Source organism: Micromonospora sp. CNZ286 (assembly GCF_014207755.1).
Genome location: NZ_JACHIZ010000001.1, coordinates 2,391,023 through 2,417,258, shown reverse-complemented (window position 1 = coordinate 2,417,258; position 26,236 = coordinate 2,391,023). Strand labels below are relative to the sequence as shown.

The following is a 26,236-nucleotide window of genomic DNA, read 5'->3' as shown; positions in this document are numbered from 1 at the left end:
CGAGGAGGCCGGGAATGACGGACCAGGACGAGCTGCACACCGCGCTGCTGCACCTCGGTGGCCGGGTGCCGGACGCGATGCTCGCCGAGGCGCGGCTGCGGCTCGCCGACACCGGCACGGTGTCTCTCCCGGAGCCGTCCGGACCGGTCGACCTGCCGTTCACGTTCGCGTCGGCCGTACCGAATCCGCGTGTCTTCGGTGGCCGGGTGCCGCCACTGGCCGACCTCACCGGCCGCGACGGCCTGATGGACGACACCGACCGGGTCGCGGTCGCGGCGGCCCGGCAGCAGCCCGGCGCGGTAGCGCTGTGGCGCGGATGGCGGATCGCCCCGGAGTGGGCGGCCTCGGTGATCCCGCCCGCGCCGGTCTACGTGCTGGAGACGAACGGGCCGCAGGCGGTGACGGCGGCGACAGTGATGCGGGCACTCGCCGGGGCCGGGATCTCGGCCCCGCTGGTCGAGGTGTACCGCCCCGGCGACAAGCTCCCGCCGTACGCGGCCGCGGCCCGCCGGTCCGGCGCGCTGCTCTGGGCCGGCCGGGACACCGAACCGCTGCGGATCGCCCGCGTCTTCGACGAGGTGGACGACGACGGCGCACGCTTCGCGCCGGACCGGGAGCGGCTGTCCGGCACCGACCTCGAACGGGCGGCGGCGTACCTCGACGCGGGCACGCCGGTGCTCGCCACCACCGCACGCGGGCCCGACGTGGTGGAGCCCGGACGCGGCCGGGTCGTGCCGATGACCTACCGCACCGACGGGCGCTGGCTCTGGCCCGAGTCCGTCGCCTACTACCTCCAGGCGTACGGGCTGGCGCCGGAGCCGGACCTCCTGGCCCACATCCGGTCACGTGGTGACCGGCTCCCGGTCACCGATCCCGCCGACGAGCACCGCGCGCTGGCGCTGCTGTTCCAGTCGTACGCCCTCGTCCCGGCGGAGGCGGACGCGGAGGCGGACGCGTGACGATCTTCGTGGCGGTCGCGTCGTACCGGGACCGGGAACTGGTGCCGACGGTGCTGGACTGCCTGGCCAAGGCGGCGCACCCGGAGGACGTTCGCATCGCGGTGTGCTGGCAGCACCTCGGCGACGAGGACATCTCCGCCATCCGGGACCTGCCGCAGGTGGACGTGCAGGAGTACGACGCCCGGGACAGCCGCGGCGCCTGCTGGGCCCGGGACAAGACGTTCCAGCGGTACCGCGGCGAGGACTGGCTGTTGCAGGTGGACAGCCACACCCGGTTCGCGCCGGGCTGGGACGTGCGGATGATCCGGATGGCGCGGGAGACGGGTGCGGCGAAACCGGTCCTGACCGCGTACCCGGCGAGCTACGAGCCCGATCAGGAGTTCACCGGCGCGGGCGCGCCCGCCGAGATCGTCGTCAGTGACTGGACGACGTTCGGCGTACCGGTCTTCGGTCAGCGCCTGATCGAGGGGGCCGCGCCCGGCGTACCGCCCAAGCCGGCGCTGTTCCTGGCCGCCGGGTTCCTCTTCGCGCCCGGCTCGTTCGTCACCGAGGTGCCCTACGACCCGGGCATCTACTTCCACGGCGAGGAGATCACCCTGGCCCTGCGCGCCTACACGTGGGGCTACGACCTGTTCCACCCCACCGAGGTGCTGACCTGGCACTACTACATCCGGCAGGACCGGCCGCGGCACTGGAGCGACCACGTCGAGCAGGACTGGTCCCGCTACGAGGAACTGAGCCGTCGCCGGGTGCTCTACATGCTGCACACCCCGCCGGTCGACCGGCTCGGCATCGGGCCGGTACGCACCCTGGAGCAGTTCGTGGCGCACACCGGCTGCAACTTCACCCGGCGCACCTGGACCGACATGCTGGCCCAGGAACTCGTGCTGCTCTGATCAGCTGCCCCGCGCCGGCTCCCCGGCGCCGCTCGACCAGCGGGTCTCGGCGATGGCGGTGGCGAGCCGGTCCAGTTCCGGATGCTGCTGCGCGTACGACGTGACGTGTTCGGCCAGTTCGTGCTGGGACTGCCACCGGACCTTCCCGGCGCGCACCAGCGCCCGGTCCAGCGCGAGCGGGTCGCCGCGCAGGTGACGCCGGACGTCGACCAGGACGCCGGTGAGCGACTGCTCCTGCTCGTCGGTGCCGGGCAGCGCCGTCACCATCGCCGGCAGCGCTGCCACCGTCTCGTCGTCCATGCCCGGCACCAGGCCGATGAGCGCCTTCTCGCGCGCCTCCGGCCGGGTCTCCGCCAGGTACGCCATGCCCGCCTCGTCGGCGGCCAGGTGCCGCAGCGCGGGGTCGCGGCTCAGCTCCGCGACCGCCGCCGTCACGTCCGGCCCGGCGACGGCCGGATCGGTCGGGGGCGGGGCGGCGACGACCGGATCGGTCCGCGTCGCGGCGGCGTCCGCCGTGACGGTGGGGACGGACGGGGCTGCCGTCCCGGTCCCGGCGGGTGCCGCCTCCGGCCGCCCGGCACCCGTCCGCGCCGACCTGCGGGCGCGCAGGCCCAGCAGGAGGGCGGCGAGCGCCGCCGGCCCGGCGAGCGCCAGCAACGCCGCCCGGCGGCCGATCCCGGTGGAGCCGGACGCCTGCGCGGCCGCCTGTGCCCGGGGCGCCTCCTCGGGCAGCACGGCGGTGACGGAGGCGGTCAGGTCGATCTCCGGCGCGACGCCGCCGGTGGTCTTCGCGGTCTTCAGCACCCGGTTGCGGACCTGCGCCGGGTCGAGATCCGGGTACGCCGACCGGATCAGCGCCGCCTGCCCCGCCACGTACGCGACGGCGAGGTGGGTGCCGGCGCCGTTCACCGGTCGCGCGCCGGTGATGCCGAGGCTGGTCACGTCGATGCCGGGTGCGACCACGTCCACGCCGCCGGACCGGTAGCTGTCGGCCGTACCCCCGTCCGGCCCGATCCCGCCGACGCGCAGCACCGCGTCGTTCAGTGGCACGTCCGGGTCCGGTGGCGCCGACTCAGCGGCGGCGCCCACCACGACCACCACGCCGTCGTCGACCGCCTCGTTGACGGCGGACACCACCTCGGCCTGGCCGAGGTCCACCTGCGGCCCGAGCGCGACGACGGAGGCGCCGGAGCCGACCGCCGCCCGGATGCCCGCCACGCTCGCCGCGGTCGAGGCACCGGGTGTCCGGCCGGCTACCCGGACCGGCATGACCGCCGCGTCCGGCGCGATGCCGGCCACCGCCGACCCCTGCACCGGCTGCGCCACGATCAGCGCGGCCATCGCCGTACCGGTGCCGAGACAGTCGGTGTCACCGCGAGCGCCGCCGGTCGCCCGGTCGACACCCGTCGTCACCCGGCCGGCGAGCGGGGGCAGGCCGCCGGCGACGCCGGAGTCGACGACGGCCACGAGCTGGTCCCGGCCCCGGCTGTGCGGCCACGCCTGGTCGGCGGCGACGCGCGGACCCGCCCACTGTGACCGGGCGCGCGACGTCGCGGCGGTGCGGCACCCCTTCGGCGGGCGGACGGCCGCGTCGCCGTCGGCGGCGGGCTGCCGTCCGGCCGGCGTGGACGCGCCGGGCGCCGGCTTCGCGGCCGGCGGGACACCCCGGCGGACCTCGCTGCCGTACGCGTCCCACGGCAGCACCAGCACCCAGCCGGCCCGGAGCCGGGAACCGTCGGTGAGGGTGGTGCCGTCCGGCTGGATCCGCCCGGCGTTGAGCGCGAACAGCTCGGCCGCCCGCGCGCCGTCGCCCAGGAACCGCTCCGCGATCTCGGTGAGGTTCTCCGGCTCGCCCTGGTGGGCCGCCTCGACCGTGTAGTACTTGACGTGGTCGCCCTCGGCGCGGGCGGCCGGCGCGAGCGGCGTCAGCGCGAGCACCGCCGACGCGACGACGGCGGCGAGCGCGGCCCGGGCGGCTGCCGGTGCGGTCCGGGTCATCCGCGACCACCTCGGCTGCCGGCGCCGGTCACGGGTGTGGTCCCGGACGTTGCGTGGTGCCGCGAACGCCGGGCGTCCGAACCATCCGTCATCGATCCACTCTTGAACCCGGTCGAGAAGACTGTCCTTACCAGACGGGCAGGCTAGCATCGCGGATCTCCGATGCACGAAGGGCCGCCGGAGGGTCCGGACGCGGCATCACCGCGACCCGCTTCGGCGAACGCCGGCGAGAGGCGGCCGCCTCGGGTGCCGCGCCGTTGTGGAATTCCCACCGCGACACATTCTCGTAAACGCGTGATGACGCGTGATCGGAAGGCGGTCAATTCGGTTTCCGACAGCCGGACCGAAGAGACCACTCCGAATCATCCTTTCGATGCCGGCGATTCGCCGAGAACTCATCCGCAAGCGGAGTGACAGCCGCCGGACAGCCGCCGGAAGGACGGTTGGCGAGTTGCGTCACACGGCATCACTGCGGGAAACGACTGTCGGCTACCGGGTAGCGCCACACGCCCTCATGGAGTAATCGCCACGAGCACGCGCCGGCCGGGCGGAGACATCCCGCGACCACCCGTCCGGCCCGGGTGAGCGGCGCCTCCGGCCCGGTCCGACCCGGCAAGGTGGACAGATAGCGCGGATCCGGGTACGGACGGCCAGGTCCGACATCGCCGATCCGGACCGGGTCGGCCGGGAACACCGGAAAGGCGAGCCGGCCGCGTCCGCACGAATCGCCGCGGTGCCGCATTTCCGACTGACACGCTCAGTCGTACTGCCGTCACCCGCCGAGTCGGAAAAGCATTGACACCCCCGATCGCGGTTCGGCAAAGTTCCTTCCGCCGACCGCAACCGGAGGACACTTTCCGGCGGCTTATCGCGATCCCCGAAATCCTTTCCGCACCGATCACCATCGCCGGCGGACAACCGTGCGCCCACCCGGGCGATTCCCAGCCCGCTCGCGGGCCGGTTCCGGCCGCCTCCGACCCGAACGAAGGAGCATTTCCGTGCCCATCCAGGAATCCGAGCTCATCGACACCGTCAAGCGCGTGCTCGCCGACGTGACGCACGACGACGCCGTCCTCGACATGGATCTCGACACCCAGCTCCGCGAGGACCTCGGGATCGACTCGATGACGTCGTTGACGTTCCTCATGGCGCTGGAGGACGCGGTCGACGGGTTCTTCGTGGACGCGACGACGCTGGAGGCCGAGCACTTCCAGACCATCGGCAGCATCTACGAGTACGTCCGGACGCAGCTGAGCACCGCGAAGATCGCCTGACCGATGACCGGCCTCTACGTACAGGCGGCGCACCACGCGGTGCTGCCCACCCGTGACGACCGGCACCCACCCCGGCCGCGCTTCGTCGAGTACCAGGCGGACCTGCACCGGATGGCCGGCGTGGTCCTCGACGAGGCCACACTCACCCGGGGCGACCAGTACACCTTCGTCGACCTGGCCGACGCGCTGGCCGACCGCACCGGACCCGGTCTCTTCCGCGACCTCGGTGTGCTCGTCACCAGCTACTGGACGCCGGAGTTCGACCCGGACGTGTCCGCGTTCGGCCCGTACCTGCACCACCGGCACCGCCTCGACTGCACCTCGTTCGACCTGGTCGACCAGGGCAGCATCTCCCCGGCGCTCGCGTTGCTGGTGCTCTGCGACTTCCTGCGGGCCGGTCCGGCGGACCACGACGGCCTGCTGCTCAGCGTCGAGCAGACCACAGTCCCGGCCCCGGTGGGCGCCCACTTCCCCGGCCCGAGCCGGTCCACCGCCGGGGCGGTGCGGATCGGCCGCCGCCCGGCCGGAACGGAGATCCTGACCGTCACGGCGCTCGGCGAGCCGGCGGTGCTGGGCGACGACGGGGACCTGTCCCGCCTGGTCGCGCGCTGGTGCGCGGAGTACGACGTGGACCCGGCGGAGCTGACCGTGCGGGTCAACCGGGCCACGTTCCTCTACCGGCGGTGGGCCTACGCGTACGGGCCGGACTCCTGGCCGTGCCGGGTCGAGTTCCTGCCGCCGGAGCGCACCTGCACCGGGCTGTTCCGCTGGCTCGGCGCCGAGTCCACCACCCCGGCCGGCGGTTACGTCGCCTACGTCGAGGAGGACGTGGAGAGTTTGTCCGCCGCCGTGGTGCTGACCCGGGCGGTGACGCCGTGACGAACGTGCTGCGACTGCCCACCCGGCCCGCCGGGCCGGCCACCGCCGGGGAGCCGGCCGCCGACCCGGTCGCGGTCCGGTTCACAGTCGGCGCCGCCGCTGCCCGGGCCCGCGAGACCGGCGCGCTGCCGGCCGGATCCGGCCAGGCCGCCGGGTACGCCGGGCTGGTGCTCGCCGACCGCGACGCGGCGCCGGTGGAGGCGTTCGACCTCACCACGGGCGCCGTCCTCGGGGCGGAACGGCTCACCGTCGTACCCCATGAGCTGCTGACCCGCGCGGGCCTGGTGGTGCTGCGGTACCGGGCGGCCGGCGGACCGGCCGACGCACCGGCCCTGCGGCTGTTCCGGCAGGCCCTCGCCGACGCCGAGCGGGATGCGCTCGGCGAGGCGGTCCGCTGGTGCCGGCGGTTCCTCGCCGGCCGGCGTTCGGCCGGTCAGCGGCTCAGTGCCCACCCGGTGGTGGCCCACCAGATGGCCGGGCTGGTGGCCCGGGCCGCCGCCCTGCGCCAGGCCGACGCGGCCGCCGCGCTCGCCGAACCGGCGGGCCGGGCCTGGTGGGTCCGGGAGGTCGACGGGCTGGCCCACGACCTGATCCGGATGGCCGGCGGCCGGTCCGTCCTCGCCGGGCAGATGGCGCAGATGCGCACCGCCCTGCTCTACGCCAACCGGATCTACCTGGACGGTGCCCCGTGTTCCGACTGAATCCCGACCGCTTCGCCGCCCGTTACGGGCCGGAGTGGCTGGCCGCGGCCACCTGGTACCGCGAGAACTCGCCAGCCGTGCCGGACGATCCCGACCTGGTGCTGCGGCACCTCGACCACCCGGCGGTCGCGCAGAAGATCGAGGCCGAGTTCGCGGCGGACACCCGCCGGCGGGCCGCGATGTTCGAGGCGCTCAGCTACGGCAGCGCGAGTTTCCTGCTCACCACCCCGGGCCCGTCGCTGTCCGGTGTGCTGCTGGACGCGCTGGGCACACCGCGGCAGCGGGCCTGGTTCCGGGAGCTGGTGTCCACCACCCGGTGCCGCACGTTCTTCGCGGTCACCGAGCCCGGACGCGGCTCCGACGCCGCCCACCTGGACACCACACTGCGCGACGGCCGACTGACCGGCGAGAAGCTGCTGTTCGGCAACGGGGCTGTGGCGCCCGTCGGCACCGTCCTCGCGCGCACCGGCGACGGTCCGCTGGACCTGGTGGCGGTGCTGATGACGCCGGAGCTGATCGAGTCCGCCGCGGTACGACGACGCGTGCTCCCGATGTTCGCCCTGCCCGGCGCGCAACTGTCCGAGCTGCGCGTCGACGGACTGCGGGTGCCGCCGGAGGCGGTGCTCGGCAGCCACCTGAAGGCCACCGAGCGCGGCATGATGGGCATGCTCAAGACGTTCCACCGCTTCCGGCCCGGGGTGGCGGCGATGGCGCTCGGCCACGCCCAGGCCCTCGTCGACTACGTCCGGGACCACGTCGGCGCCGCCCGCCCGGAGCTGGACCGGTTCGACCAGATGCTGGAGCGGTCGCGCGAGCTGAACGCCGCCGCCGCCCGCGAGGTCGACGAGGAGCCGCTGCGCGGCGCGCTGGTGTCGCTGGCGAAGCAGCGGGCCACAGCGGCGGCCGAGGAGGTGGCCGCGGTCCTCGCCCGGGAGCTGCCGGTGGCGGCGCTCGTCGACCACCCGTGGCTCGCCCGGTCCCTGACCGACGTGGTCGCGTACGAGTTCATGGAGGGCACCACGCCCATCCAGCTCGCCAACGTGCACGCCGGCTATCTGCGCCGGGAGGTGCCGGTATGACAGCCGTCGACCAGTCGCGCCCGGCCGGGGACAGCGCCGCGCCGCCGGTGCTCGGGCCGGTGCTGGCGATCGCGCTGCCGGTGCTGCTCGCGTCGCTGGCGAGCCTGGTGGCGCCGCTGCTGAACACCGCCGTGATCGGCCGGCACGATCCGGCCTACCTGTACCCGCTGGCGCTGGTGCTGCCGATGATCCTGCTGCAGAACTCGGTGAACGAGAGTCTGCGTGTCGCGTCGGTGGCGTTCGCCGCCCAGGCGTCGGGCAGCGGCGACCTCGACACGTACGCGCGGCGGCAGCGGACCGTGCTCGTGCTCGGCGTGGCGGTCAACCTCGGCGTGGCGCTGCTGTTCCTGGTGGCGCACCCGCTCTTCCTCGACCTGTACGCGGTGCCCGCCGGTTCGCGCACCCTGGTGTACGCGTTCGTCCAGCTCAACACGCTCACCGGCGCGGTGCTGGCGGTGAGCGTGGCGCTGATGTCGAGCCTCTACGGGCTGCGGCAGGTACGCGCGGTGACCGTCGGCACGCTGGTGAGCCTCGGCTCCGGGGTGGTGCTCACCGCCGCGCTCGTCGGCTGGCTCGGCGTGTTCGCCCTGCCGGCGGCCACCGCCACCACCGCGACCGCCACAGCGGTCTGGGCGTCCCGCCGCCTGGCCCGCTGCGGGGTGCGGCCCTGGGCCCGGATCGGGCTGCGCGCACCGGTCCGCCGGTCTTGGCGGGAGGTCTGCCGGATCAGCGTGCCGGTGAGCCTGGGCTACCTGCTGCTGTTCGGCAGCGGGCTGGTGCTGACCCGGATCCTCGCCGGCTACTCCCCGCTGACAGTGGCCGGGTACGGCGTGGCGTACCGGGTGCAGAACCTCGTGCTGCTGCCGGCCATCGCACTCGGTGTGGGCGCCGGCATCACCGTCAACCGGCTCGCCGCGCAGCGCCGGGGCGGGCGGGTCGGACCGTCGGTCGTCGCCGCGGTCGGGCTGTCGGCGGCGGTGTTCGCGGTCGTGGCCGCCCTGGTCTGGCTGCTCCGCGGTCCCGGGACCGGGCTGCTCACCGGCGATCCGGCGGTGGCCCGGGCCGCCGCCGACTACCTCGGCTACCTGGCGCCGGCCTATCTGGTCGCCGGTCCGCTGCTCACCCTGTCGATCTTCCTGGAGGAGACCGGGAACGGGGTCCGGGCGCTGGTCGTGAACGCCACGCTCACAGTCGTCCAGCTCGCCCTGGCCGCCGGGCTGGCCCGCGCCGGGCATCCGGTGTCCCACGTCTACCTCGCGCTGGCCGTGGCCCACCTGCCGGCCGTCGGCTTCGTCGTCCACGAGCTGCTCCGCGCCCGCCGCCTCGGTGGGCGGGTCAGCGCCATCCCCACGAGCTGAAGGAAACACGATGCACCGAACCCTGTACGACGTCCTCACCGCCACAGTGGACAGCCATCCCGACAAGCTCGCCCTGATCGCGGGACCGCACCGGCTGACCTACCGCGATCTGGCGGCACGCGTGGCCGGCCTGGCCGGCCGCCTCCAGGCCGACGGCGTGCGCCCCGGCGACCGGGTGGTGATCTGCGCCGGGAACCGGGTCGAGACGGTGACCGCCTTCTGGGCGGCGCTGGCCGCCGGCGCGGTGGCCGTGGTGGTCGGCCACGAGCAGCGGCCCGAGCGGGTACGCCACGTGCTGGCCGACTGCGCCGCCACCGTCCTGCTCGCGCTGGAGCCGATGGCGCGCTCCCTGAACGGCCTGGGCCTGCCGGCGTCGGTCCGGGCGGTGCTGCCGGTCGGCGCCGAGGACACCCTCTTCGCCGGTACGCCGGCACCCGTCGACGTGATCAGCGAGGATCTGGCCGCGCTGGTCTACACGTCCGGCTCCACCGGCGACGCCAAGGGCGTGATGCTCAGCCACGCGAACATGCTGACCGCGCTGGACTCGCTCAACGAGTACCTGCGCAACGGCCCGGAGGACGTGTTCCTCTGCGCTCTGCCGCTCGCCTTCGACTACGGGCTCTACCAGATGATCATGGCGTTCTCGCAGGGCGCGACGCTGGTCCTGGAGCGGGACATGAGCCTGCCGTTGCAGGTCGTCAAGGACATCGCCCGCTACCGCTGCACAGTCGTGCCCGGCGTGCCGGTGCTGTTCGAGCTGGTCGAGCAGTTCAGCCGATTCGGCATGCCGGACGTGAGCAGCGTCCGCTGCCTGACCAACACCGGCGCCGCGCTGCTGCCCCGGCACATCGCCGCGATCCGCCGGCTGTTCCCCGGCGCGGACATCTACTCGATGTACGGCGTCACCGAGTGCAAGCGCTGCACCTACCTTCCGCCGGAGCTGCTCGACGCCAAGCCGGGCAGCGTCGGGCAGGCCATCCCGAACACCCAGATCCTGGTGGTCGACGAGCAGGACCGGCCCTGCCCGCCGTACCAGGTGGGGCAGCTCGTGGTGCGCGGCGGCACGGTGATGCAGGGCTACTGGGGACTGCCGGACGAGACCGCCCGCAAGATCCGTGAGCACCCGGTACGCGGCGGCCGCTGCCTCTACACCGGCGACTACGGCTACCTCGACGAGGACGGTCACTTCTTCTTCAAGGGCCGGATCGACGAGGTGATCAAGGTCCGGGGACGCAAACTGATCCCCCGCGACGTCGAGGAGGTCCTGCGGTCCGCGCCGGGCGTCGCCGAGGCGAGCGTGGTCTGCACCGCCCTCGACGACGGCGACCACGACATCGCCGCCTTCGTCGCCGCCGACCCGGCCGCCGTCGACGCGTCCGCGCTGCGTGCGGCCTGCCGGTCCGGCCTGGAGACCTGGCAGCGGCCCACCCGGTACGAGGTGCTCGCCACGCTGCCGCGCAACAGCAACGGCAAGGTGGACAAGCCCGAGCTGCTGCGCCGGTACCCGGTGCCCACTGCGGCCCTGGCACCGGCCGGTGCGCCGTGCTGAACCTGACCGCCGTGCAGGCCGTCGTGCCGGACGACCGGCCCAGCCTCTTCGCCCTCGCCGGCCGGTACGACATGCCGCGCGCCGAGCTGGCCGTGTTCCACCGGATCTACGGCCTCGACCGGGTACCGGTGTGGTCCGGCGACACCGCCGCCCTGGTCGAGGAGACGGTGGCGAACCTGCTCAAGGAGTCGGGTGTGGACTCCGGCCGGGTCCGCTGGCTGGTGCACGCCCACACCGGCACCCACCAGGACGTGGTGGGCCGCGCCGGCCTGGCCCGGATCTGCCGCCGGCTCGGGCTGGACCGGGCGCAGTCGTTCGGCATGACCACCAACAACTGCGCGTCGACGGTGTCCGCCATGCGGGTGGTCGACCGGCTGCTGGCCCGGGGTTCGGCCACCGACGTGGCGATCGTGGTGACAGCCGACGTCGCGTTCACCCCGATCATGCAGGTGATCCCGAACAGCTCGGTCACCGGCGACGCCGGGGTCGCCTGCCTGTTCAGCCGCCGCGACGCCGGTCACCGCGTCCTGGCCGCCCGGATCGACACGTACGGCCGGCACGCCGCCTGCCAGTGGCAGGACGAGGCGGCCAACGCCGAGTTCGAGGCCGAGTACCCGGCGCGGCTCGCCGACGTGATGGGCCGCGCGCTCGACGACGCCGGGCTGACCTGGCCGGACATCCGCATGGTGCTGCCGCACAACGTCAACACGTTCTCCTGGAAGCAGGTCGCGGCGCGCGCCGGCATTCCGTTCGAGTCGGTCTACCTGGACCAGGTGCCGCACACGGCGCACTGCTTCGGCGCCGACATCTTCCTCAATCTCGCCGCCGCCGACCGCGCGGGCCTGCTGCGGCCCGGTGACCGGCTGATGCTCGCCACGGTCGGGCTCGGCGCGGTCTTCGCCGCCGTGGTGCTCGAGTACGGGAGTCACACATGACCATCGGATACCGCGCCGAGCTGCGCGACCGGCTGCTGGCCGCCGCCCGGCGGCACCCGGAGCGTACGGCGCTCTGGGTCGACGACCGCGCGTACACGTACCGGGAGCTGTTCGCCCGCGCCGACACCCTGGCCGGCCGGCTCGACGAGCGGGACGAGCCGTTCTGCCTGGTGTACTGCGGCCGGAACCTGACCCGGTACGTGGCGATCCTGGCGAGCCTGCTGGCCGGCAAGGCGTTCGTGCCGATGTGCCCCACGTCGCCGCCCGCCTACTGCGAGAAGGTGCTCAAACGGCTCGACGGACAGGTGGTCGCGGTCCTGGACAGCGGTGACCCGGACCAGGACGACCGGCTGCGGACGATGATGGCGCCGCCGGCGCCGGTGCTCGACCACGGCCCCGGGCCGCGGTGGGAGGGCGAGCCCCGGCGGCCGCAGGGCGGCGCGTACCTGATGTTCACCTCCGGCAGCACCGGGGTGCCCAAGGCCGTCCTGGTCACACTGGACAACCTCACCGCGTACCTGGACGGCGCGATCGAGCTGTTCGGCCCGACCTGCGAGGACCGGTTCGCCCAGGTCAACAACTTCACGTTCGACCTGTCGGTGCACGACATCGCGCTGCCGTGGACCGTCGGCGCGGCCGTGTACGCGCTGCCCGACCAGGCCGTCTACAAGCTCCCCGCGCTGGTACGGGAGCACGCGCTGACGTTCTGGCTGTCCGTGCCCACCACCGGGGTCAGCCTGCTCGACCTCGGCCTGCTCCGGCCCGGCGCGCTGCCCAGCCTGCGCCGGACGCTGTTCTGCGGGGAACCGCTGCCCCGGCGGCTCGCGCAGGCGTGGCACGCCGCCAACCCGGACGGGGAACTGTTCAACGTGTACGGGCCGACCGAGTGCACGATCGCGGTGACCTCCTTCGGCTGGCGGCCGGACCAGGACCTGCCGGACGTCGTGCCGATCGGATGGCCGTACCCCCGGCAGGAGGTCCGCGTCGTCGGCGCCGACCTGGCCGGGGTGGCCGCCGGGCAGACCGGCGAGTTGCTGCTGCGTGGCAGCCAGCTCGTCCCGGGCTACCACGGCGACCCGGAGCAGACCGCGGCCCGGTTCGTCGAGCTGCCGGACGCGCCCGGACGCTGGTACCGCACCGGCGACCTGGTCGCCCACGACCCGCGCTGGGGGCTGGTGTTCAAGGGCCGCCGCGACGACCAGATGCAGGTCCGCGGGCACCGGGTGGAACGGCTCGAGGTGGAGACCCTGCTGCGGCAGGTGCTCGGCACCGAGGCCGTGGCGGTGGTCGGCTGGCCGATGGCGCCGGGCGGCCTCGTCCAGGGGCTCGTCGCGTTCGTCGCGGACACCGCGACGCCGGTGCCCGAGATGCGCCGCCGGATCAGCCGGGAACTGCCCGAACACCTGTGGCCGAGCCGCATCCACGTCGGTCCGCTGCCGCAGAACCGCAGCCTCAAGGTGGACTACCCGCAGCTGCGGCGCCGGCTCGAGGAGGAATCGTGACCGCCGCCGTGCGGACACCGGCCGCCGGGCTGGACCGGATGCTCGCCACCTACCGCCGGCACACCCCGATGACCGAACCCGGACCGCACGCCGAGGCGCTGCGCCGGCTGCCGGCCGACGTGCCGGCCCTCGTGGAGGTCATCGGCGGCCTCTTCGCCCACTACGAGCTGGACCCGCCCGCGGCCGGCTGGAAGCCCGGACCGGACCGGCTCGCCGAGATCGACCTGCGCACCACCCGGCGGATGCTCGACCGGGTGCTCGCCCTCGACCCGGCGCCGCTGACCCGGGCCCGGCCGCTGCACCGCCGCTGGCTGGGCGTCTGCCGGGACGCGAGCCTGCTGCTCTGCGCCGTGCTGCGGGAGCAGGGGGTGCCGGCCCGGCTGCGGTACGGCACCGCCCACCACCTGTACGTGCCCTACCGGCCGATGCACGACCACGTGGTGGTCGAGTACTGGTCGGCCGGCGAGGGCCGGTGGCGGTACGCCGACGGCCGGATGTACCGGACCGCCCGGGACACCTTCCAACTGCCCGACCACTACCGGGACGACGTTCCGGAGTCGGTGTTCCTCACCGGCGCCCGCGCCTGGCGCCGGGCCCAGGAGGGCGAGCGTGCGGCGCTGCGCCTCAGCGGCCTGATGCTGAACGCCGACGCCGGCCGCTGGCAGGCCCGCAACCTGTTCCTGTACGACCTGGCCGCCCTCGCCGGCTGGGAACCGCTGATGTGGGACGCCTGGGGCTACATCCGCCGGGCCCGCCCGCAGTCCCGCCCACGCGGGTTCCTCCAGTACCGCAAGCTCGGCCGGCTCGCCGCGCTCGACGACCGCGATCCGGAGCAGTGGCGCGAGCTGCTGCGCCGTTACCGGGCCACCCGCCTGGTCCGGGTGCCGGCCCGGGTGCTGTCGTGCAGCCCGGTCAACGGCCGCCGCGTCGTCGCCGCGCCGCCCGCCCGGAGGACACCCGATGATCGCGATTGACGCGGTGGTACGCGTGGAACCGGAACGACGGCTGTCGGTCACCGACGACCACGCGCTGCTCGGCCTCACCTCGGCCCGCGCCCGGGTGTACGGCCGGCTCTACGGCTACGACCGGATCCCGGTGGCCGCCGCCGGGCAGGAGTTCCCGATGCTGCTGGACGCCGTCCGGCGGCTGCTCGACGAGGCGCGCGTGACACCGGACCGCGTGGCGGTGGTGGTGCACGCGCACACCGGCCCGTACATCGGACCGGTGGGCGCCGGCCTGCCCCGGCTGGTCGCCCGGCAGCTCGGCGGCGACGCGCTGTGCTTCGGCACCCAGTCCAACAAGTGCGTCTCCAGCATCAGCGCGCTGGACCTGATGGACCGGCTGCTCGCGGGGCGGCCCGGCGACGCCGTCGGCGTCCTGCTGATCGGCGAGACCGCCGACAGCCCGGATCTGCGGGTGCTGGACACCGGCATCGCCGGGGACGTGGCGTGCGCGGTGCTGCTGCGCCGGAACGGGCCCCGCGACCGGGTGCTCGCCCACGCGGTCGCCACGCACGGCCAGTACGCCGGCGGCATCTACACCGAGCCCGGCGCGCCGAGCCGCCAGGAGTACGAACGCCGCTTCCAGGAGCATCTCGGCGACGTGGTCGACCGGACGCTGCGGCGGGCCGGACGCCGTCCCGACGAGCTGACAGTCCTGTTGCCGCACAACGTCAACGTCAACGTGTGGCGGGCGGCGGCCGGCGTGATCGGCGTACCGGCCGATCGGATCGTGCTCGACAACGTGCCCCGGTACGGCCACTGCTTCGGCGCCGACATCTTCCTGAACCTGGACACCGTCCGGCCCCGGCTGCGCCCGGGTGACCTGGCCCTGATGGCGTCCGTCGGGGTCGGCGGCACGTTCGGCGCCGTCCTGCTCGAACACTGACCCGCGAGGAGAGTCGCGTGAAGAAGCTGTACGTCATCCTCATCAACGACAACGTGATCCGATCCGGCCTGGCCGACCTGGGCCGGCTCGCGGACGCGGAACTCTGGCTGGTCTCCAGCCCGCACTACGCGCGCCGGCTCACCGACGAGCAGCGCGCCGCGTACGCCCGGATCGTCGTGCCCGACGACATGGAGACGACCGACCTGGTGGCGTTGCTGGACCGGGAGCTGCCCCGCCCCCGGCCGGAGCAGCTCCGGTTCCTCACCAACGACGAGTCCTGCGAGCTGATCTGCGCGCGACTCGCCGAGCACCTCGGCACGGCCGGCTGGCCGGCCGCGCGCCTGCTGCCGTTCGTGGACAAGATGGCCAGCAAGGCCGCGCTCGCCGGCAGCGGGCTGCGGCTGCCGCGGCACCTGCGCTTCGACCGCGACCGGCACGCCGCCGACCCGCGCGGCTACTGCGAGCGGATCGCCGCGGAGATCGGCTTCCCGATGGTCGTCAAGCCGGTCGACAGGTACGCCAGCATGGACGTGCGGCGGCTGGACGGGCCGGCGGCGTTGCGCGCGTGGGCGAGCTGGGCGTCCTCGCCGAAGGACCGCAACAGCTACGAGGTGGACGAGTTCGTCTCCGGCACGCTCTACAACTTCGACGCGCTGGTGCAGGACGGCCGGGTGGTGTGGAGCAACGTGTGCGCCAACCTCAACCCCTGCATGGAGTTCGCCGCCGGACGGTCGCTCGGCGTGTGGACGCTGCCCGCCGACGACCCGACGGCCGTGCGGGTGTCCGGGTTCGGCCACCGGGCGCTCGCCGCGCTGCGGCCACCGGACGGCGGCGTACACATGGAGGTGTTCGGGACGCCCGACGGCGAGCTGGTCTTCCTGGAGGTCGCGGCCCGGCCGCCGGGCGGCGAGATGCGCGCCGTCTACCTGCGCACCCACGGCGTCGACATCGACCTCGCGCACTACCTGCTGCGGGCCGGCGAGCCGTACGACGTGCGGGCCCGGCCGACCGGCGAGCTGGGGGCCTGGGTGATCACCCCTCGTCACGCCGGCCGGGTCAGCGCCGTCGACCTGCCCGCGCTGCGCAGCGAGCACACCGTGCAGGTGCACGTGTCGGTCGGCGAGACCGTCGCGCGCGCCAGCGCGCACATCGTCGAGCCGCCCTCCGCCGTGTTCATGGTCTACGGCGCCGACCGGGCCGCCTTCGGCCACGACATGGACCTGCTGCGTGACCTCACCCTCTACCGCGTGGAGCCCTGATGGACCTGAACCTCGCCGCCGACATCGCCGGCCGCACGCCCTTCTACCTGTACGACTTCGCCGCCGTCCGCCACCGGGTCGCCGAGCTGCGGGCAGCCCTGCCCGACGGTGTGCTGCTGCACTACGCGATCAAGGCCAACCCGATGCCGGCGCTTGTGCAGCGCCTCGCGCCGCTCGTCGACGGACTCGACGTGGCCAGCCACGGTGAGCTGCTGACCGCGCTCGGCACCGCCGTCGACCGGGAGCAGATCAGTTTCGCCGGGCCGGGCAAGCGCGACCCGGAGCTGGCCGCCGCGATCGCCGCCGGCGTGGTGGTCAACGTCGAGTCCGGCGACGAGCTGGCCCGGCTGCGCCGGATCGAGACGGCGGTCGGGCGGTCCGTCCGGTTCGCGCTGCGGGTCAACCCGGACTTCCAGCTCTCCGGTTCCGGGATGACGATGGGCGGCGGCGCGACCCAGTTCGGCATCGACGCCGAGGCGGTCGGCGAGGTGCTGCGCGGGCCGGGCCGGCGCGGACTGTGCGGGCTGCACATCTTCGCCGGGTCGCAGAACCTGCGCCTGGACGCGCTGACCACGGGGGTCAGCCAGACGTTCGAGCTGGCCGACCGGCTGGTACGCGAGCACCGGCTGGACCTCGCGCACGTCAACATCGGCGGCGGGCTCGGCATCCCGTACTTCCCCCGCGACGAGGCGCTGGACCTGGCCGCGTACGGCCGGCACCTGGCCGTGGAGGTGGAGCGGTGGCGCCGCAGCCACCCGGACACCGCTGTCGTGCTGGAGCTGGGGCGGTACCTGGTCGGCGAGGCGGGTGTCTTCGTCAGCCGGGTGGTCGAGCGCAAGCACTCGCGCGGCGAGACGTTCCTGGTGGTCGACGGCGGCATGCACCACCACCTCGCCGCCTCCGGCAACTTCGGCCAGGTGGTACGCCGCAACTACCCGGTGTCCGCCGTGACCGCGAAGCCGGCCGACGAGCGGGAGACGGTCACAGTGGTCGGACCGCTCTGCACGCCGCTGGACACGCTCGGCCGGCGGGTGGAGCTGCCCCGGTGCGAGGTCGGCGACCTGGTGGTGGTGCACCAGTCCGGGGCGTACGGGCCGACCGCCAGCCCGGTGCACTTCCTCGGCCATCCGGCGCCGGTCGAGGTGCTGCTATGAGTGGGCACGGCGCTGCGCCGCACCGCGACGGCCGGCACACCCGCCAGAGCGTCCTAGGACATTGGTGTGCCGGCTGCCGCGGGAGGCCGGGCTATGGGTAGGCGTGTTCAGACCGGCCGGACGCAGCTCACGGGCAGGGTCCGCCCGCGCAGACGTCGATCACCTTGCCGGTGAGCAGGAACACCGCCTTCTGCCGCTGGGCGCCGGGCTGGGCGCGCGGGAACTCGTGCGAGTCCTCGCCGTACTCCGGTCCGGCGGGTGCGAGGTTCGTCGGCGGCGGCGCGTACGCGGCGCCGCTGTTCCAGACCACCATCGCCGAGCCGGCGTACGGGTACCTGCGGATCGGCGCGATGCCCCAGAACGGCCGCACGTCCGGTGACCAGCCGTCGGCCAGCGCCGGAGTGTGCAGGCGGGCGCCGATGGTGCGCGCCTGGACCTCCGCCGCGGCGGTCGAGACCTGCTGGTCGGCGAAGGCCACGTGCATCAGCACCCGGTGCGCCGGGGTACGCGGCAGCGGCCGGTCGGTCATGTGCTGGGCGTACCCGTTGGCCTCGGACCGGTCCCACAGCATCTGGAGCAGACCGAAGATGAGCTGCTGGTCGATGCGATCCGGGTAGTAGCCGTCCATCACGGACTGGAACGGGGCGAAGTCGACGCTGCGTTGCAGCAGCGTGGAGTAGTTCATCGCGGGCACGCCGAGCACCGAGCGGGTCCAGTCCTGGGCGACGGCGGTGAGCGCGCCGCCGTTGATGCCGCCCTGGCTGTTGCCGTCGTAGTGCAGCCCGCCGGCCACGTCGATCAGCGGCCGCCCGGCGGCGTCGCGGAACGCCGGGTGGGCGGCGAACCCGCTGCGGTGGATCATCGTCCGGCCCAGGAACAGGAAGTTCAGGAAGCTCTGCTGGAGCCGGTCGGCCACCGCGGGGAAGGCGCTGAGGTCGGTGAAGGCGCCCGCCACGTACGGGACGTCGGCGGCGGCCATGCCGATCCAGCTCGTGGCGCAGAAGGTGAAGTCGTACGTCTGCGACATGGTCTTGACGTTGCCGGCGTTGACCTCGGTCGGCCGGCCGAGCAGGCCGTGGCCGTAGAGCGAGAGGTGGGCCGGCTTCGCGGCGGACGCGCTGCGCGGGATGTTGCAGACGAAGTCGGCCGCCACCGTCGTGCCGGACGGTGTGGGCAGCGCGTCCGGCGCCGGCGAGGTGCCGTCGCCGCCGGGCGGCCCGTAGTGCAGCCGGGAGCCCGGTCCGCCGTCACCGGTCAGGTAGGACGGTACGGCGACGGTGCCGGTCACCTGCCGGGCGATCAGCGGATCCTGCTCCGGCGTGTAGTCGGTGACCTGGGTGACTGTGAACGAGGGCGCGCGGCGGCCGAGCGCGGCGAACGCGCCGTCCCGGACCGCGAGCATCCGCCCGGTGAGGCCCTGCCGGCTGGCCACTGTGAAGTCCCAGGCCAGGTAGAGGCTGTGCCGCTTGACACCGGCCCGGCTCAGGTCGGCGAGGATCCGCCTCATCTGCGGCGCGCGCGGGTCACGCCGGTCAAGGCCGGCGCCGGTCACGTACGCGCGGAACGCCTTCGGCGCCGGGATCAGCGCGCCGTCGCCGTCGCGCATGCCGCGCAGGCCGACGACGTACCTCGTGCCCTCGGTCAGCGCGACCGCCGGCCGGATGATCAGCGCCTGCCGGTCCGGGTCGCCGGCGGCGTGCGCGTCCAGTTCCGCCCAGTAGGGCGTACGCCTGCCGGTGCGGGCGTCGAGCAGCACGATCGGCGCGTCCGGCGCCAGCGAGCGGCCCACGTCGGTGACCGGCGCGATCCGCGTCCGCGCGGCGTCGAGGCCGGGTACGCGCGCCAGGATCGGCGAGCCGGGGCTGAACCCGTCCTGCCGGTTCCACTCCGCCGGGTCGATCGGCACGCCGAGCACGTTGGCGGGCATCGCGGAGGCCGCGAACCGGACCCGCTTGCCGGTCGGGGTGCTGCGGTCCGGGACGGTGAAGTAGTCGTTGGGGAACGGCAGCAGGCAGGCCGCCGGGTCGATCGGGTCGCAGGACCGCTGCCCGGCCGGTGCGGGAGGCGCGGACGGCGCCGCGGCGGCGCCGGAACCGAGCAGCACGGCCGATGCGGTCACCAACGCGGACACGGCGAGACGGAGCCGTCTGGGGGTGGGCACGCGTGTCTCCTTCGACAGCGGACGGTGGTGTTCTTCCTACGCCCGTGACCGGATCTCGGCAAGGGTCCACGCATCGACAGGGTCGCGAAGCACTACGTGGTGTGACGGGCGCGGCCTCCCGCCGTCCGCCTCTTCCCGGTGGCGGACGGCGGGAGGGGCGCCGGGCTAGCCGACGACCACGACGCGGCCCTGGTTCAGCGGTTGCAGGTGCGCCGGGTCGAGATCGTCCGGTGCGCCCCGGCCGCTGTCGTAGACGACGCGCCCTCCGTCGCTCTCCCAGATCCTGATCCGGAACCGGTCCACGTCACGTCCGTCCGGGGCGTCGGCGACAGTGAGCTGGTACGCGTACCCCGGCCGGCCGTTCACGGTGCCCTCACCCTGGTACCGGCCCACCGGCCCGGCGACGGTCAGACGCTCGTGTGTCGTACCGGCGAACGTGAACTCGCGTCCCGGCAGCCGGAAGGTGGTCGCGCCGAACGGCGTGGGTGAACCCTTCACCAGGCCCGCGACGAAGGCGAACTCCCCCGGCCCGGTGGCGGCCACGTCGGCGCTGAGCGCGCCCGCCGGTGAGACGATCGCGCCGGCGCCGGCTACCGTCACGTCCGACGGGTCGTAGACCACGATCCGTACCGTCTGCTGCCCGGTTCCGCCGTCGTCGCCGGTCACCGTGAGGCGCGCGACGTGCACGCCGGGCCGGAGATCGCCGGTGGCGACGCAGCCGCCCTCGTTGCGGTCCTCGCTGACCACACCGGGCGTGGCCGGGGCCGGACCCCCGCCGTCCCAGTCGACCGCGCAGCGGTGGGTGTCCGGCACGCCCGGGTCGGTGAACGTGGCCCGCACGGTGACCGGACCGGCCACCCGCAGTTCCTCGTCCAGTGCGATCGGGCTCACCTCGATCGGCCGGTTCGCCACGGTGACTGTCACCGTGTCGGTGGCGGTGCCGTGGCGGGCGTCGGTGGCGGTGAGTTCCAGCCGGTACGTGCCGGCCCGGTCGGCGCGGAACGACGGCGTGCGGGCCGGACCCTCCAGCCGCAGGCCGCCGCCGAGGCCGCCACCCTCCGGCTGGGCGAGCACCGTCCAGGACAGGGTCACCGGGTCGCCGTCCGGGTCGGTGGTCCGGGTCGCGTCGAGGGTGACGGTGTCGCCCTCGACGGCGGTCCGGTCCGGCCCGGCGTCGGCTGTGGGCGGGCCACCGGCCGGCAGGACCCGGCCCACAGTCACCTCGGCACGCGCGGTGGCCCGCAGGCCGTCGGCGTCGGTGGCGGTGACCGTGAGGACGTGCCGTCCCTCGCTGAGCTGCCCCGGCGTACGGGCGGCGCCGGTGCCGAGGTCACCGTCACGGTCGGAGGTCCAGCGCACCGCCGCCCCGTCCAGGTCGCCCTGTTCCGGGTCGGTGACGGACGCGGCGAGCGTGACCGTCTGCCCGGTGGCGAAGAACGTGCCGCCCATCGGAGCGGTGATCCGTACCGCCGGGTTCTTGCCGGCGACGGTGAGCGGACCGCTCGTCGCGTCGGCGGTGTGCACACCGTCGGTGACCCGCACCCGCAGCCGGCCGGTGGCCGCGCCGCCGGTGCCCGCGAGCTGCGCGGCGTCCAGCGTGTACGACGTCCCGGTTAGCCCGGTGGCCAGCACCCGCCAGTCGTCGGCGCCGTCCGGGCTGTACAGGACGCTCGCGGTGACCGGACCGCCGTCGGCGTCGCCGGCGCTCCAGCCCACAGTGACCGGCCCGGTGGCCGGCACCGACGCGGGCGGCGCCTCGCCCGCCAGCGCCACGACGGGCGGGTTCGCCGACACCGGGAGGGTGGCGAGGTCCCGCCCGGCGCGGGTGTCCACGAGCGTCACCCGGCGGGTGCCGGGGGCGAAGTCGACGACCTCGTGGAAGGGACGAGTCGCGGCGTGCTCGGTGGCCGCCGGGGTGAACGGATGCTCGGCGAGCGTCGCCCCGGCGGCGTCGAGCAGCCGCAGCACGTACGGGCCGGGCGTGGTGGCCGGACGCTGGGTGGTGCGGGTCAGGCGCTGCCCGGTGAGGGTGGCGGTGCCGTCGCCGACGGCGCCGGACAGCGCCAGCAGGTCACCCGTCGCGCCCTGCTGGGCGGGCGGGTTCTGGATGCGGTTGCGCCACAGCCGCCACAGGTCGTCGGAGACCCAGGTGTTGCGGCAGTAGCTCATCAGGTCGGCGACCGGCGGGCTGGTGTCCGGCGCCCAGACGATCCGGCGCGGAGCGCCGACCGAGGCGTCACCGATGTCGTAGCCGGCGAAGCCGGGATTCGCCGGGTCCGGCCCGCCGATGGTGCCGCGCGGGTACGGGTAGGACCGGGGCCCGGTCTCGTCGCCGGGGTTGTCCGTGCACTCCACGTGCCCGGCGCCGAGCAGGTGCCCCAGCTCGTGCAGGATGGTCGTGGGGTTGTGCGCTCCGCCGACCGCCACCCATCCGGGGATGTTCTCGGCGATGCCGCCCATCCGGTCCCGGTTCACCATGACCAGGTGGTAGACGCCGGGCTCCCGCGTCCCCGCCGTCGCCTGCCGGTAGCGGTCGAGCACCGAACGCGCGTCCTGCGCGTCGAGGAAGAAGCTGTCGTCACCGATCCAGAAGAACGGGTGGTCGTCGCGGTAGTCGGCGCGGGTGACCTCCAGCCGGCTCGTCGGCAGCGTGCGCCGCAGCAGCGACTCGGCCCGGTCCAGGTCGGACTCGGGAGGCAGCACTGTCTGTCCGTCGCGCTGGTAGCCGAACCGGATCAGCTTGACGCGTACCGGTTGGGACGTCTGGAAGCGCACCGTGCGCTCGGTCACGTTGTCCAGGTGGTCGGGCTCGGTGACCCGGCGGTCCGGGTTGATCTCGACCCGCAGCCTGACCTGGCCCTCGCTCGTCCACTGGGTGGGCAGCTCGAACAGGAAACCGCCGCCCAGTTGTCCGCGTCGCACCGTCCGGTCGGGCACCAGCAGGCGACCCGGGTTCGCCGGGGCGAGCGGCGGGCCGAGCGACGTGCCGTCGGCCCGGAACCCGTGCAGGGCCGCGGTCACCGCGGGCGTCTGCGCGTCGGTGCCGACGTACGCCCGGACGACGGTGCGGCGGTCGGCGACCAGGTCGACGGAGTTGCCCAGGTCCTGGATGACCTGGGTGACCTCCAGCCCGCCGGCGGTCAGGTTCGGTCCGGGCGCGGTGCAGGTGTTCAGGTAGACGCGCAGGGTGTTGTCGACCTCGTCCAGGACGGCCACGTCGAGGGACTGGTTGTTGTCGAACCGCCCCACGGCCGCCTGCACCGGCCGGCTGCCCGCCGCGAGGACGGCCGGGGTGCCGAACGTGCCGTCGCCACGGCCCGGGAAGACGTAGACCGCCCGGCTGGCGTAGCCGACCACCACCAGGTCCGGACGGCCGTCCCGGTTGACGTCGGCGACGTCCACGTCGTGCGGACCCTCCCGCCCCGGGGTCAGCGGCCCCAGGTCCAGCGACGGCAACTCCCGGGGCGCCGGCGGGAAGCCGCCGGACGGTGGATCGCGGTAGTCGCTCCACAACCGGATGCGGTCCTCGCCGAGGATCGCGACGGCCGCGTCGAGCCGCCCGTCGAGGTCGAAGTCGGCGATCGCGGGCTTCCACGCCTCGCCGATCCCTTCCACCCGGGGCGCGGGGCTGTTAGCGCCGTCGCGGATCAGCGACACCGTGCCCTGTGTGCGGCTGCTGACCAGGAGATCGGGCACGCCGTTGCCGGTCAGGTCGCCGGCGGCGAGGAAGTCCGGCTGGACGTACGTCGGCTGGTCACCGAGGAGGAACCTCTGGTCGAAGCTGCCGCCGTTGAGGTTGCGGAACACCCGCACCCGGTCGTCGTCCCGGTCGGTCCGGTCCTCCGGGTCGAGGGCCGCCAGGTCGGGCAGCAGATCACGGTCGAAGTCGGCCACCGCGACGTCCGCCACGCTGCGGCCGGCCAGCACGCGCCCTCCCGGCCCGAAGCCCGGGTCTCCACCGGCGGCGCCGAACCAGACACCCACCCCGTCGGTAGTCGCGACGGCGTAGTCCGGTTTGGCGTCCCGGTTGAAGTAGCCGACGGTGACGGCGCGCGGCGTGCCCGGCGCCGGATAGACCTCCGGCGGGGCGCCGGGCCCCACCGACGTTCGGAACGTCCCGTTACCGACGGCGATGAGCTGGTGCACGTCGCCGTCACCGCTCGCCGAGGCGACGAGCAGGTCGTCGAAGCCGTTCTGGTTGGTGTCGACCGCCTCGACGTCACGGGGAGAGGCCACACCGGCGACCGCCGGCATGGCCGTGAACCCGAACGTCTCGCAGCCGGCGACGAGGCCCGCTCCCGGCGGGCCGGCGACCCGGACCGGTGCCGCGGCGCCCGGCACTGTCGCCCCGGGCCCCAGCAGGACCACCGCCAGAGCGGCCGCCACCGCGCCGGTCCACCGGCCTGATCTTCGTGAACGCATCACTGCCACCTTTCCGCGCGCACGACCGTCCGGCGCGAGGCCGGACGGCGGCGCACGATCGTCGTAGGAGAGTGGGAAGTCTCGATCGGGTCGACCGGGAGACGGCCGGCTCGGGCCGGGTGCCGCACGCGGGGCACCGCCGGTCCGGTACGAGTCTCGTCCCCGGGGGACGTCCGGCTACAGGGTCGGCGGTCCAGGGCGGCGCAACGGCGTGCCGGATCTTTCTGCCCGCGCGCAAGACAACCCCCTGCCCGTCCGGCCACATCGGGCGGCCGAGTCGGGAAGACGATTGCGCGCGGCGGTGGACGCCGAGCCGGCTCGGCACCGCCGGCCGGCGGACCGCCACGGCCGGGGCCGCACGTCGGCACGCCGCGACGGCGGGCGTGGGAGATCGGCCCGGCTGCCGACGAGGGCGGTCACGACGACGAGGGCACTGCCGGTGCCGTCGCGAGTCCCGGGCCGGCCGCCCGGTTCCGGCCGCCGTCCGGCGGCGCGCCGAGGGCGGCCGACAGGTCCCGTGCGGCCTGCTCGATCCCATCGGCCGTCGCCAGCGCGAACACGAACCGGTCCGGCCGCAGCACCACCAGGTCGGCGCCGTGCCGCCGCAGCCACCCGCCGAGCACCCCGTCGGCGTCCACGACGTCGATCCGGTCCGGACGGCCGTCCGCGGACGACTCCGGCAGGCCGGCGAGCGGGTCCGGCAGGCCGGCGAGCGGCGTGCCGGACGGGTGGACCGCGACGAACCGCACCGGCAACCCCTGCCACCACGCGCCGGGCGGGTCGTCCACACCGGTGCGACCCAGCACGACGAAGCCGTCGCCGAGCGCCTCGTCGAGCAGGCGCTCGCCGGGCGCACCCGGGATGAGGACCCGCGGCTGGGGGAACATGGTCCCGACCACGCCGTCCCGCCGCCCGCCGGTCATCAGGCCCCGCCGGTACGCCGGCACCGGCTTGAACTCGAAGCGCTCCACGAACCGCCGTACCCGGGGAACCGTCTGGACCGCCCGCAGCGCGGTGTCACGCAGCCAGGCGGAGATCCGGTTGCGGGCCAGGAAGACGCGTCCCAGCCGGACGCTCGTCTGTGCCATCTCCACCGTGTGCGGGCGCCGCTCGGTCTCGTACGTGTCGAGCACCGCGGGATCGGCGGCGCCGGACAGCACCAGCGACAGCTTCCACGACAGGTTCGCCGCGTCGCGCAGGCCGCTGCACAGGCCCTGGCCCATGAACGGGGGCATCTGGTGGGCCGCGTCGCCGAGCAGGAACACCCGTCCCTCCCGCCACCGCTGCGCGACGAGGTGGTGGAAGGTGTAGACGACCGCCCGGGTGACGGCGAACCGGTCCGGGTCGACGTACGGCGAGACGAGCGCGGCGACGGTCTCGGGCCGCTGCACCTCGTCCTCGGTCTCGCCAGGGCGCAGCATGAACTCCATCCGGTAGCTGCCGGCCGCGCCGGGAGAGACGAACGCCGGGCGCCGCCAGTCGCACACGAACGTGGTGTCGGCCACCCGCACGGCGTCGGGCGGCACGTCGCCGGAGACCGCGAGCCACGGCTCGGCGTAGCTCGCCCCGGACAGCGGGATCCGGACGGCGGCGCGGGTGGCGCTGCGGGCGCCGTCGCAGCCGAGCACGTACCGGGCGCGGACCGCCCGCCGCTGCCCGGTGACCACGTCGGACAGGAGCACCGTCACGCCGTCCTCGTCCTGGGTCAGGCCGACCAGCTCGGTGCCGAGCGCGAGCCGGACGTGCGGGAAGCGGTCCAGCCCGGCGCGCAGCGTCCGTTCCAGTCGCGGCTGGTCGAAGAAGCGCAGCGGCGCGTGCCCGTACCCGAAGTCCGTCTCGGACAGCTTCATCCGGGCGAAGACCCGGCCCGCGCCGTTGACGTACTCGACCAGCGGCGGCGCGATCGTCTCGTCGCGTACCTCGTCGAGCAGCCCGGCCTGCTGGTAGATGCGCAGCGCCTCGTCGTCACAGGAGAAGGCCCGCGGCTGACCGTGCGGCGTGGCGCTGCGCTCCACGACCAGCGTGGTGACCCCGCGGGCACCGAGCAGGTTGGCGGTGAGCGCACCAACCGGCCCGCAGCCGACGACGGCGACCTCGACCTCCTGGACCTCCTGGTGAGCCGGCGGCTGAGCTGATCCCATGGTGGTGCCCCTTCGGAACATGGTCCCGGACGGCTCCGGCCGTCCTACCCGACACCGACCAGGGCACCAGCCGGGCGTGGAA

18 protein-coding genes are annotated in these 26,236 nt (G+C 74.3%); 14 read left to right on the top strand and 4 right to left on the bottom strand.

The features are described 5' to 3' along the window. The first annotated feature begins 14 nt into the window (after positions 1–14). Positions 15–959, top strand: coding sequence for a hypothetical protein (locus FHX31_RS10985; RefSeq protein WP_184975966.1), 945 nt, complete (start codon positions 15–17; stop codon positions 957–959). After that, complete coding sequence (locus FHX31_RS10980; protein ID WP_184975963.1) at positions 956–1,855, top strand: GlcNAc-transferase family protein; 900 nt, start codon at positions 956–958, stop codon at positions 1,853–1,855. The genes FHX31_RS10985 and FHX31_RS10980 overlap by 4 nt, the downstream gene beginning before the upstream one ends. On the opposite strand, the gene FHX31_RS10975 is transcribed toward FHX31_RS10980, so the two are convergent. Beyond that, complete coding sequence (locus FHX31_RS10975) at positions 1,856–3,853, bottom strand: S8 family serine peptidase (protein ID WP_013476330.1); 1,998 nt, start codon at positions 3,851–3,853, stop codon at positions 1,856–1,858. It abuts the gene before it with no gap. Positions 3,854–4,851: 998 nt separating this feature from the next. On the opposite strand from FHX31_RS10975, the gene FHX31_RS10970 reads away from it, so the two are divergent. Genes FHX31_RS10970 through FHX31_RS10915 form a run of 12 tightly spaced genes read left to right on the top strand, consistent with a single transcriptional unit; the run spans position 4,852 to position 17,430 of the window. Then, positions 4,852–5,127: an acyl carrier protein gene (locus tag FHX31_RS10970; RefSeq protein ID WP_013476329.1), complete on the top strand. Its 276-nt coding sequence runs from the start codon at positions 4,852–4,854 to the stop codon at positions 5,125–5,127. A gap of 3 nt (positions 5,128–5,130) precedes the next feature. After that, positions 5,131–6,006 (top strand): hypothetical protein, encoded by an 876-nt coding sequence (locus tag FHX31_RS10965; protein ID WP_013476328.1) that lies wholly within the window; start codon positions 5,131–5,133, stop codon positions 6,004–6,006. Further along, entirely contained in the window at positions 6,003–6,707 is a 705-nt protein-coding gene (locus FHX31_RS10960; RefSeq protein WP_184975959.1) for a hypothetical protein, read from the top strand. The genes FHX31_RS10965 and FHX31_RS10960 overlap by 4 nt, the downstream gene beginning before the upstream one ends. After that, a complete protein-coding gene (locus FHX31_RS10955) occupies positions 6,695–7,786 on the top strand; it encodes an acyl-CoA dehydrogenase family protein (RefSeq protein WP_071094435.1) in 1,092 nt (363 codons plus the stop codon). The genes FHX31_RS10960 and FHX31_RS10955 overlap by 13 nt, the downstream gene beginning before the upstream one ends. After that, on the top strand, positions 7,783–9,144 hold the full coding sequence (locus tag FHX31_RS10950) for an MATE family efflux transporter (protein ID WP_047890705.1): 1,362 nt from the start codon (positions 7,783–7,785) through the stop codon (positions 9,142–9,144). Before FHX31_RS10955 ends, FHX31_RS10950 begins: the two co-directional genes overlap by 4 nt. A 10-nt stretch (positions 9,145–9,154) precedes the next feature. Next, positions 9,155–10,693: a class I adenylate-forming enzyme family protein gene (locus tag FHX31_RS10945; protein ID WP_091326888.1), complete on the top strand. Its 1,539-nt coding sequence runs from the start codon at positions 9,155–9,157 to the stop codon at positions 10,691–10,693. After that, positions 10,687–11,628, top strand: a complete 942-nt coding sequence (locus FHX31_RS10940) for a ketoacyl-ACP synthase III family protein (protein ID WP_091326885.1) — start codon at positions 10,687–10,689, stop codon at positions 11,626–11,628. The genes FHX31_RS10945 and FHX31_RS10940 overlap by 7 nt, the downstream gene beginning before the upstream one ends. Then, positions 11,625–13,130 carry an AMP-binding protein gene (locus tag FHX31_RS10935; protein ID WP_184975957.1) on the top strand — a complete coding sequence of 502 codons (1,506 nt, stop codon included), beginning with the start codon at positions 11,625–11,627 and terminating at the stop codon, positions 13,128–13,130. Before FHX31_RS10940 ends, FHX31_RS10935 begins: the two co-directional genes overlap by 4 nt. Beyond that, positions 13,127–14,104: a transglutaminase domain-containing protein gene (locus tag FHX31_RS10930; RefSeq protein WP_013476322.1), complete on the top strand. Its 978-nt coding sequence runs from the start codon at positions 13,127–13,129 to the stop codon at positions 14,102–14,104. Before FHX31_RS10935 ends, FHX31_RS10930 begins: the two co-directional genes overlap by 4 nt. Further along, positions 14,091–15,017 carry a 3-oxoacyl-[acyl-carrier-protein] synthase III C-terminal domain-containing protein gene (locus tag FHX31_RS10925; protein ID WP_013476321.1) on the top strand — a complete coding sequence of 309 codons (927 nt, stop codon included), beginning with the start codon at positions 14,091–14,093 and terminating at the stop codon, positions 15,015–15,017. Before FHX31_RS10930 ends, FHX31_RS10925 begins: the two co-directional genes overlap by 14 nt. A gap of 17 nt (positions 15,018–15,034) precedes the next feature. Further along, entirely contained in the window at positions 15,035–16,276 is a 1,242-nt protein-coding gene (locus FHX31_RS10920; RefSeq protein WP_091326875.1) for an ATP-grasp domain-containing protein, read from the top strand. Continuing rightward, on the top strand, positions 16,276–17,430 hold the full coding sequence (locus FHX31_RS10915) for a pyridoxal-dependent decarboxylase, exosortase A system-associated (protein ID WP_184975954.1): 1,155 nt from the start codon (positions 16,276–16,278) through the stop codon (positions 17,428–17,430). The genes FHX31_RS10920 and FHX31_RS10915 overlap by 1 nt, the downstream gene beginning before the upstream one ends. A 127-nt stretch (positions 17,431–17,557) precedes the next feature. Here the strand turns inward: FHX31_RS10915 and FHX31_RS10910 are convergent, their stop codons facing one another. The 3 genes from FHX31_RS10910 to mhpA form a co-directional block, all read right to left on the bottom strand. Next, the gene (locus tag FHX31_RS10910) at positions 17,558–19,591 is read right to left on the bottom strand and encodes a hypothetical protein (protein WP_184975951.1); all 2,034 of its coding nucleotides are present in this window, start codon (positions 19,589–19,591) and stop codon (positions 17,558–17,560) included. Between the two features lie 165 nt (positions 19,592–19,756). Continuing rightward, positions 19,757–24,013 (bottom strand): FG-GAP-like repeat-containing protein, encoded by a 4,257-nt coding sequence (locus tag FHX31_RS10905; protein WP_184975948.1) that lies wholly within the window; start codon positions 24,011–24,013, stop codon positions 19,757–19,759. Between the two features lie 416 nt (positions 24,014–24,429). Further along, on the bottom strand, positions 24,430–26,154 hold the full coding sequence (gene mhpA, locus FHX31_RS10900) for a bifunctional 3-(3-hydroxy-phenyl)propionate/3-hydroxycinnamic acid hydroxylase MhpA (RefSeq protein ID WP_486481663.1): 1,725 nt from the start codon (positions 26,152–26,154) through the stop codon (positions 24,430–24,432). Positions 26,155–26,236 lie beyond the last annotated feature (82 nt).

Bases quoted from the DNA above. Each gene is read 5' to 3' on its own strand.
- mhpA (WP_486481663.1), bottom strand. From the start codon at position 26,154: ATGGGATCAGCTCAGCCGCCGGCTCACCAGGAGGTCCAGGAGGTCGAG.
- FHX31_RS10965 (WP_013476328.1), top strand. From the start codon at position 5,131: ATGACCGGCCTCTACGTACAGGCGGCGCACCACGCGGTGCTGCCCACC.
- FHX31_RS10905 (WP_184975948.1), bottom strand. From the start codon at position 24,013: ATGCGTTCACGAAGATCAGGCCGGTGGACCGGCGCGGTGGCGGCCGCT.
- FHX31_RS10950 (WP_047890705.1), top strand. From the start codon at position 7,783: ATGACAGCCGTCGACCAGTCGCGCCCGGCCGGGGACAGCGCCGCGCCG.
- FHX31_RS10915 (WP_184975954.1), top strand. From the start codon at position 16,276: ATGGACCTGAACCTCGCCGCCGACATCGCCGGCCGCACGCCCTTCTAC.
- FHX31_RS10975 (WP_013476330.1), bottom strand. From the start codon at position 3,853: ATGACCCGGACCGCACCGGCAGCCGCCCGGGCCGCGCTCGCCGCCGTC.
- FHX31_RS10985 (WP_184975966.1), top strand. From the start codon at position 15: ATGACGGACCAGGACGAGCTGCACACCGCGCTGCTGCACCTCGGTGGC.
- FHX31_RS10925 (WP_013476321.1), top strand. From the start codon at position 14,091: ATGATCGCGATTGACGCGGTGGTACGCGTGGAACCGGAACGACGGCTG.
- FHX31_RS10935 (WP_184975957.1), top strand. From the start codon at position 11,625: ATGACCATCGGATACCGCGCCGAGCTGCGCGACCGGCTGCTGGCCGCC.
- FHX31_RS10945 (WP_091326888.1), top strand. From the start codon at position 9,155: ATGCACCGAACCCTGTACGACGTCCTCACCGCCACAGTGGACAGCCAT.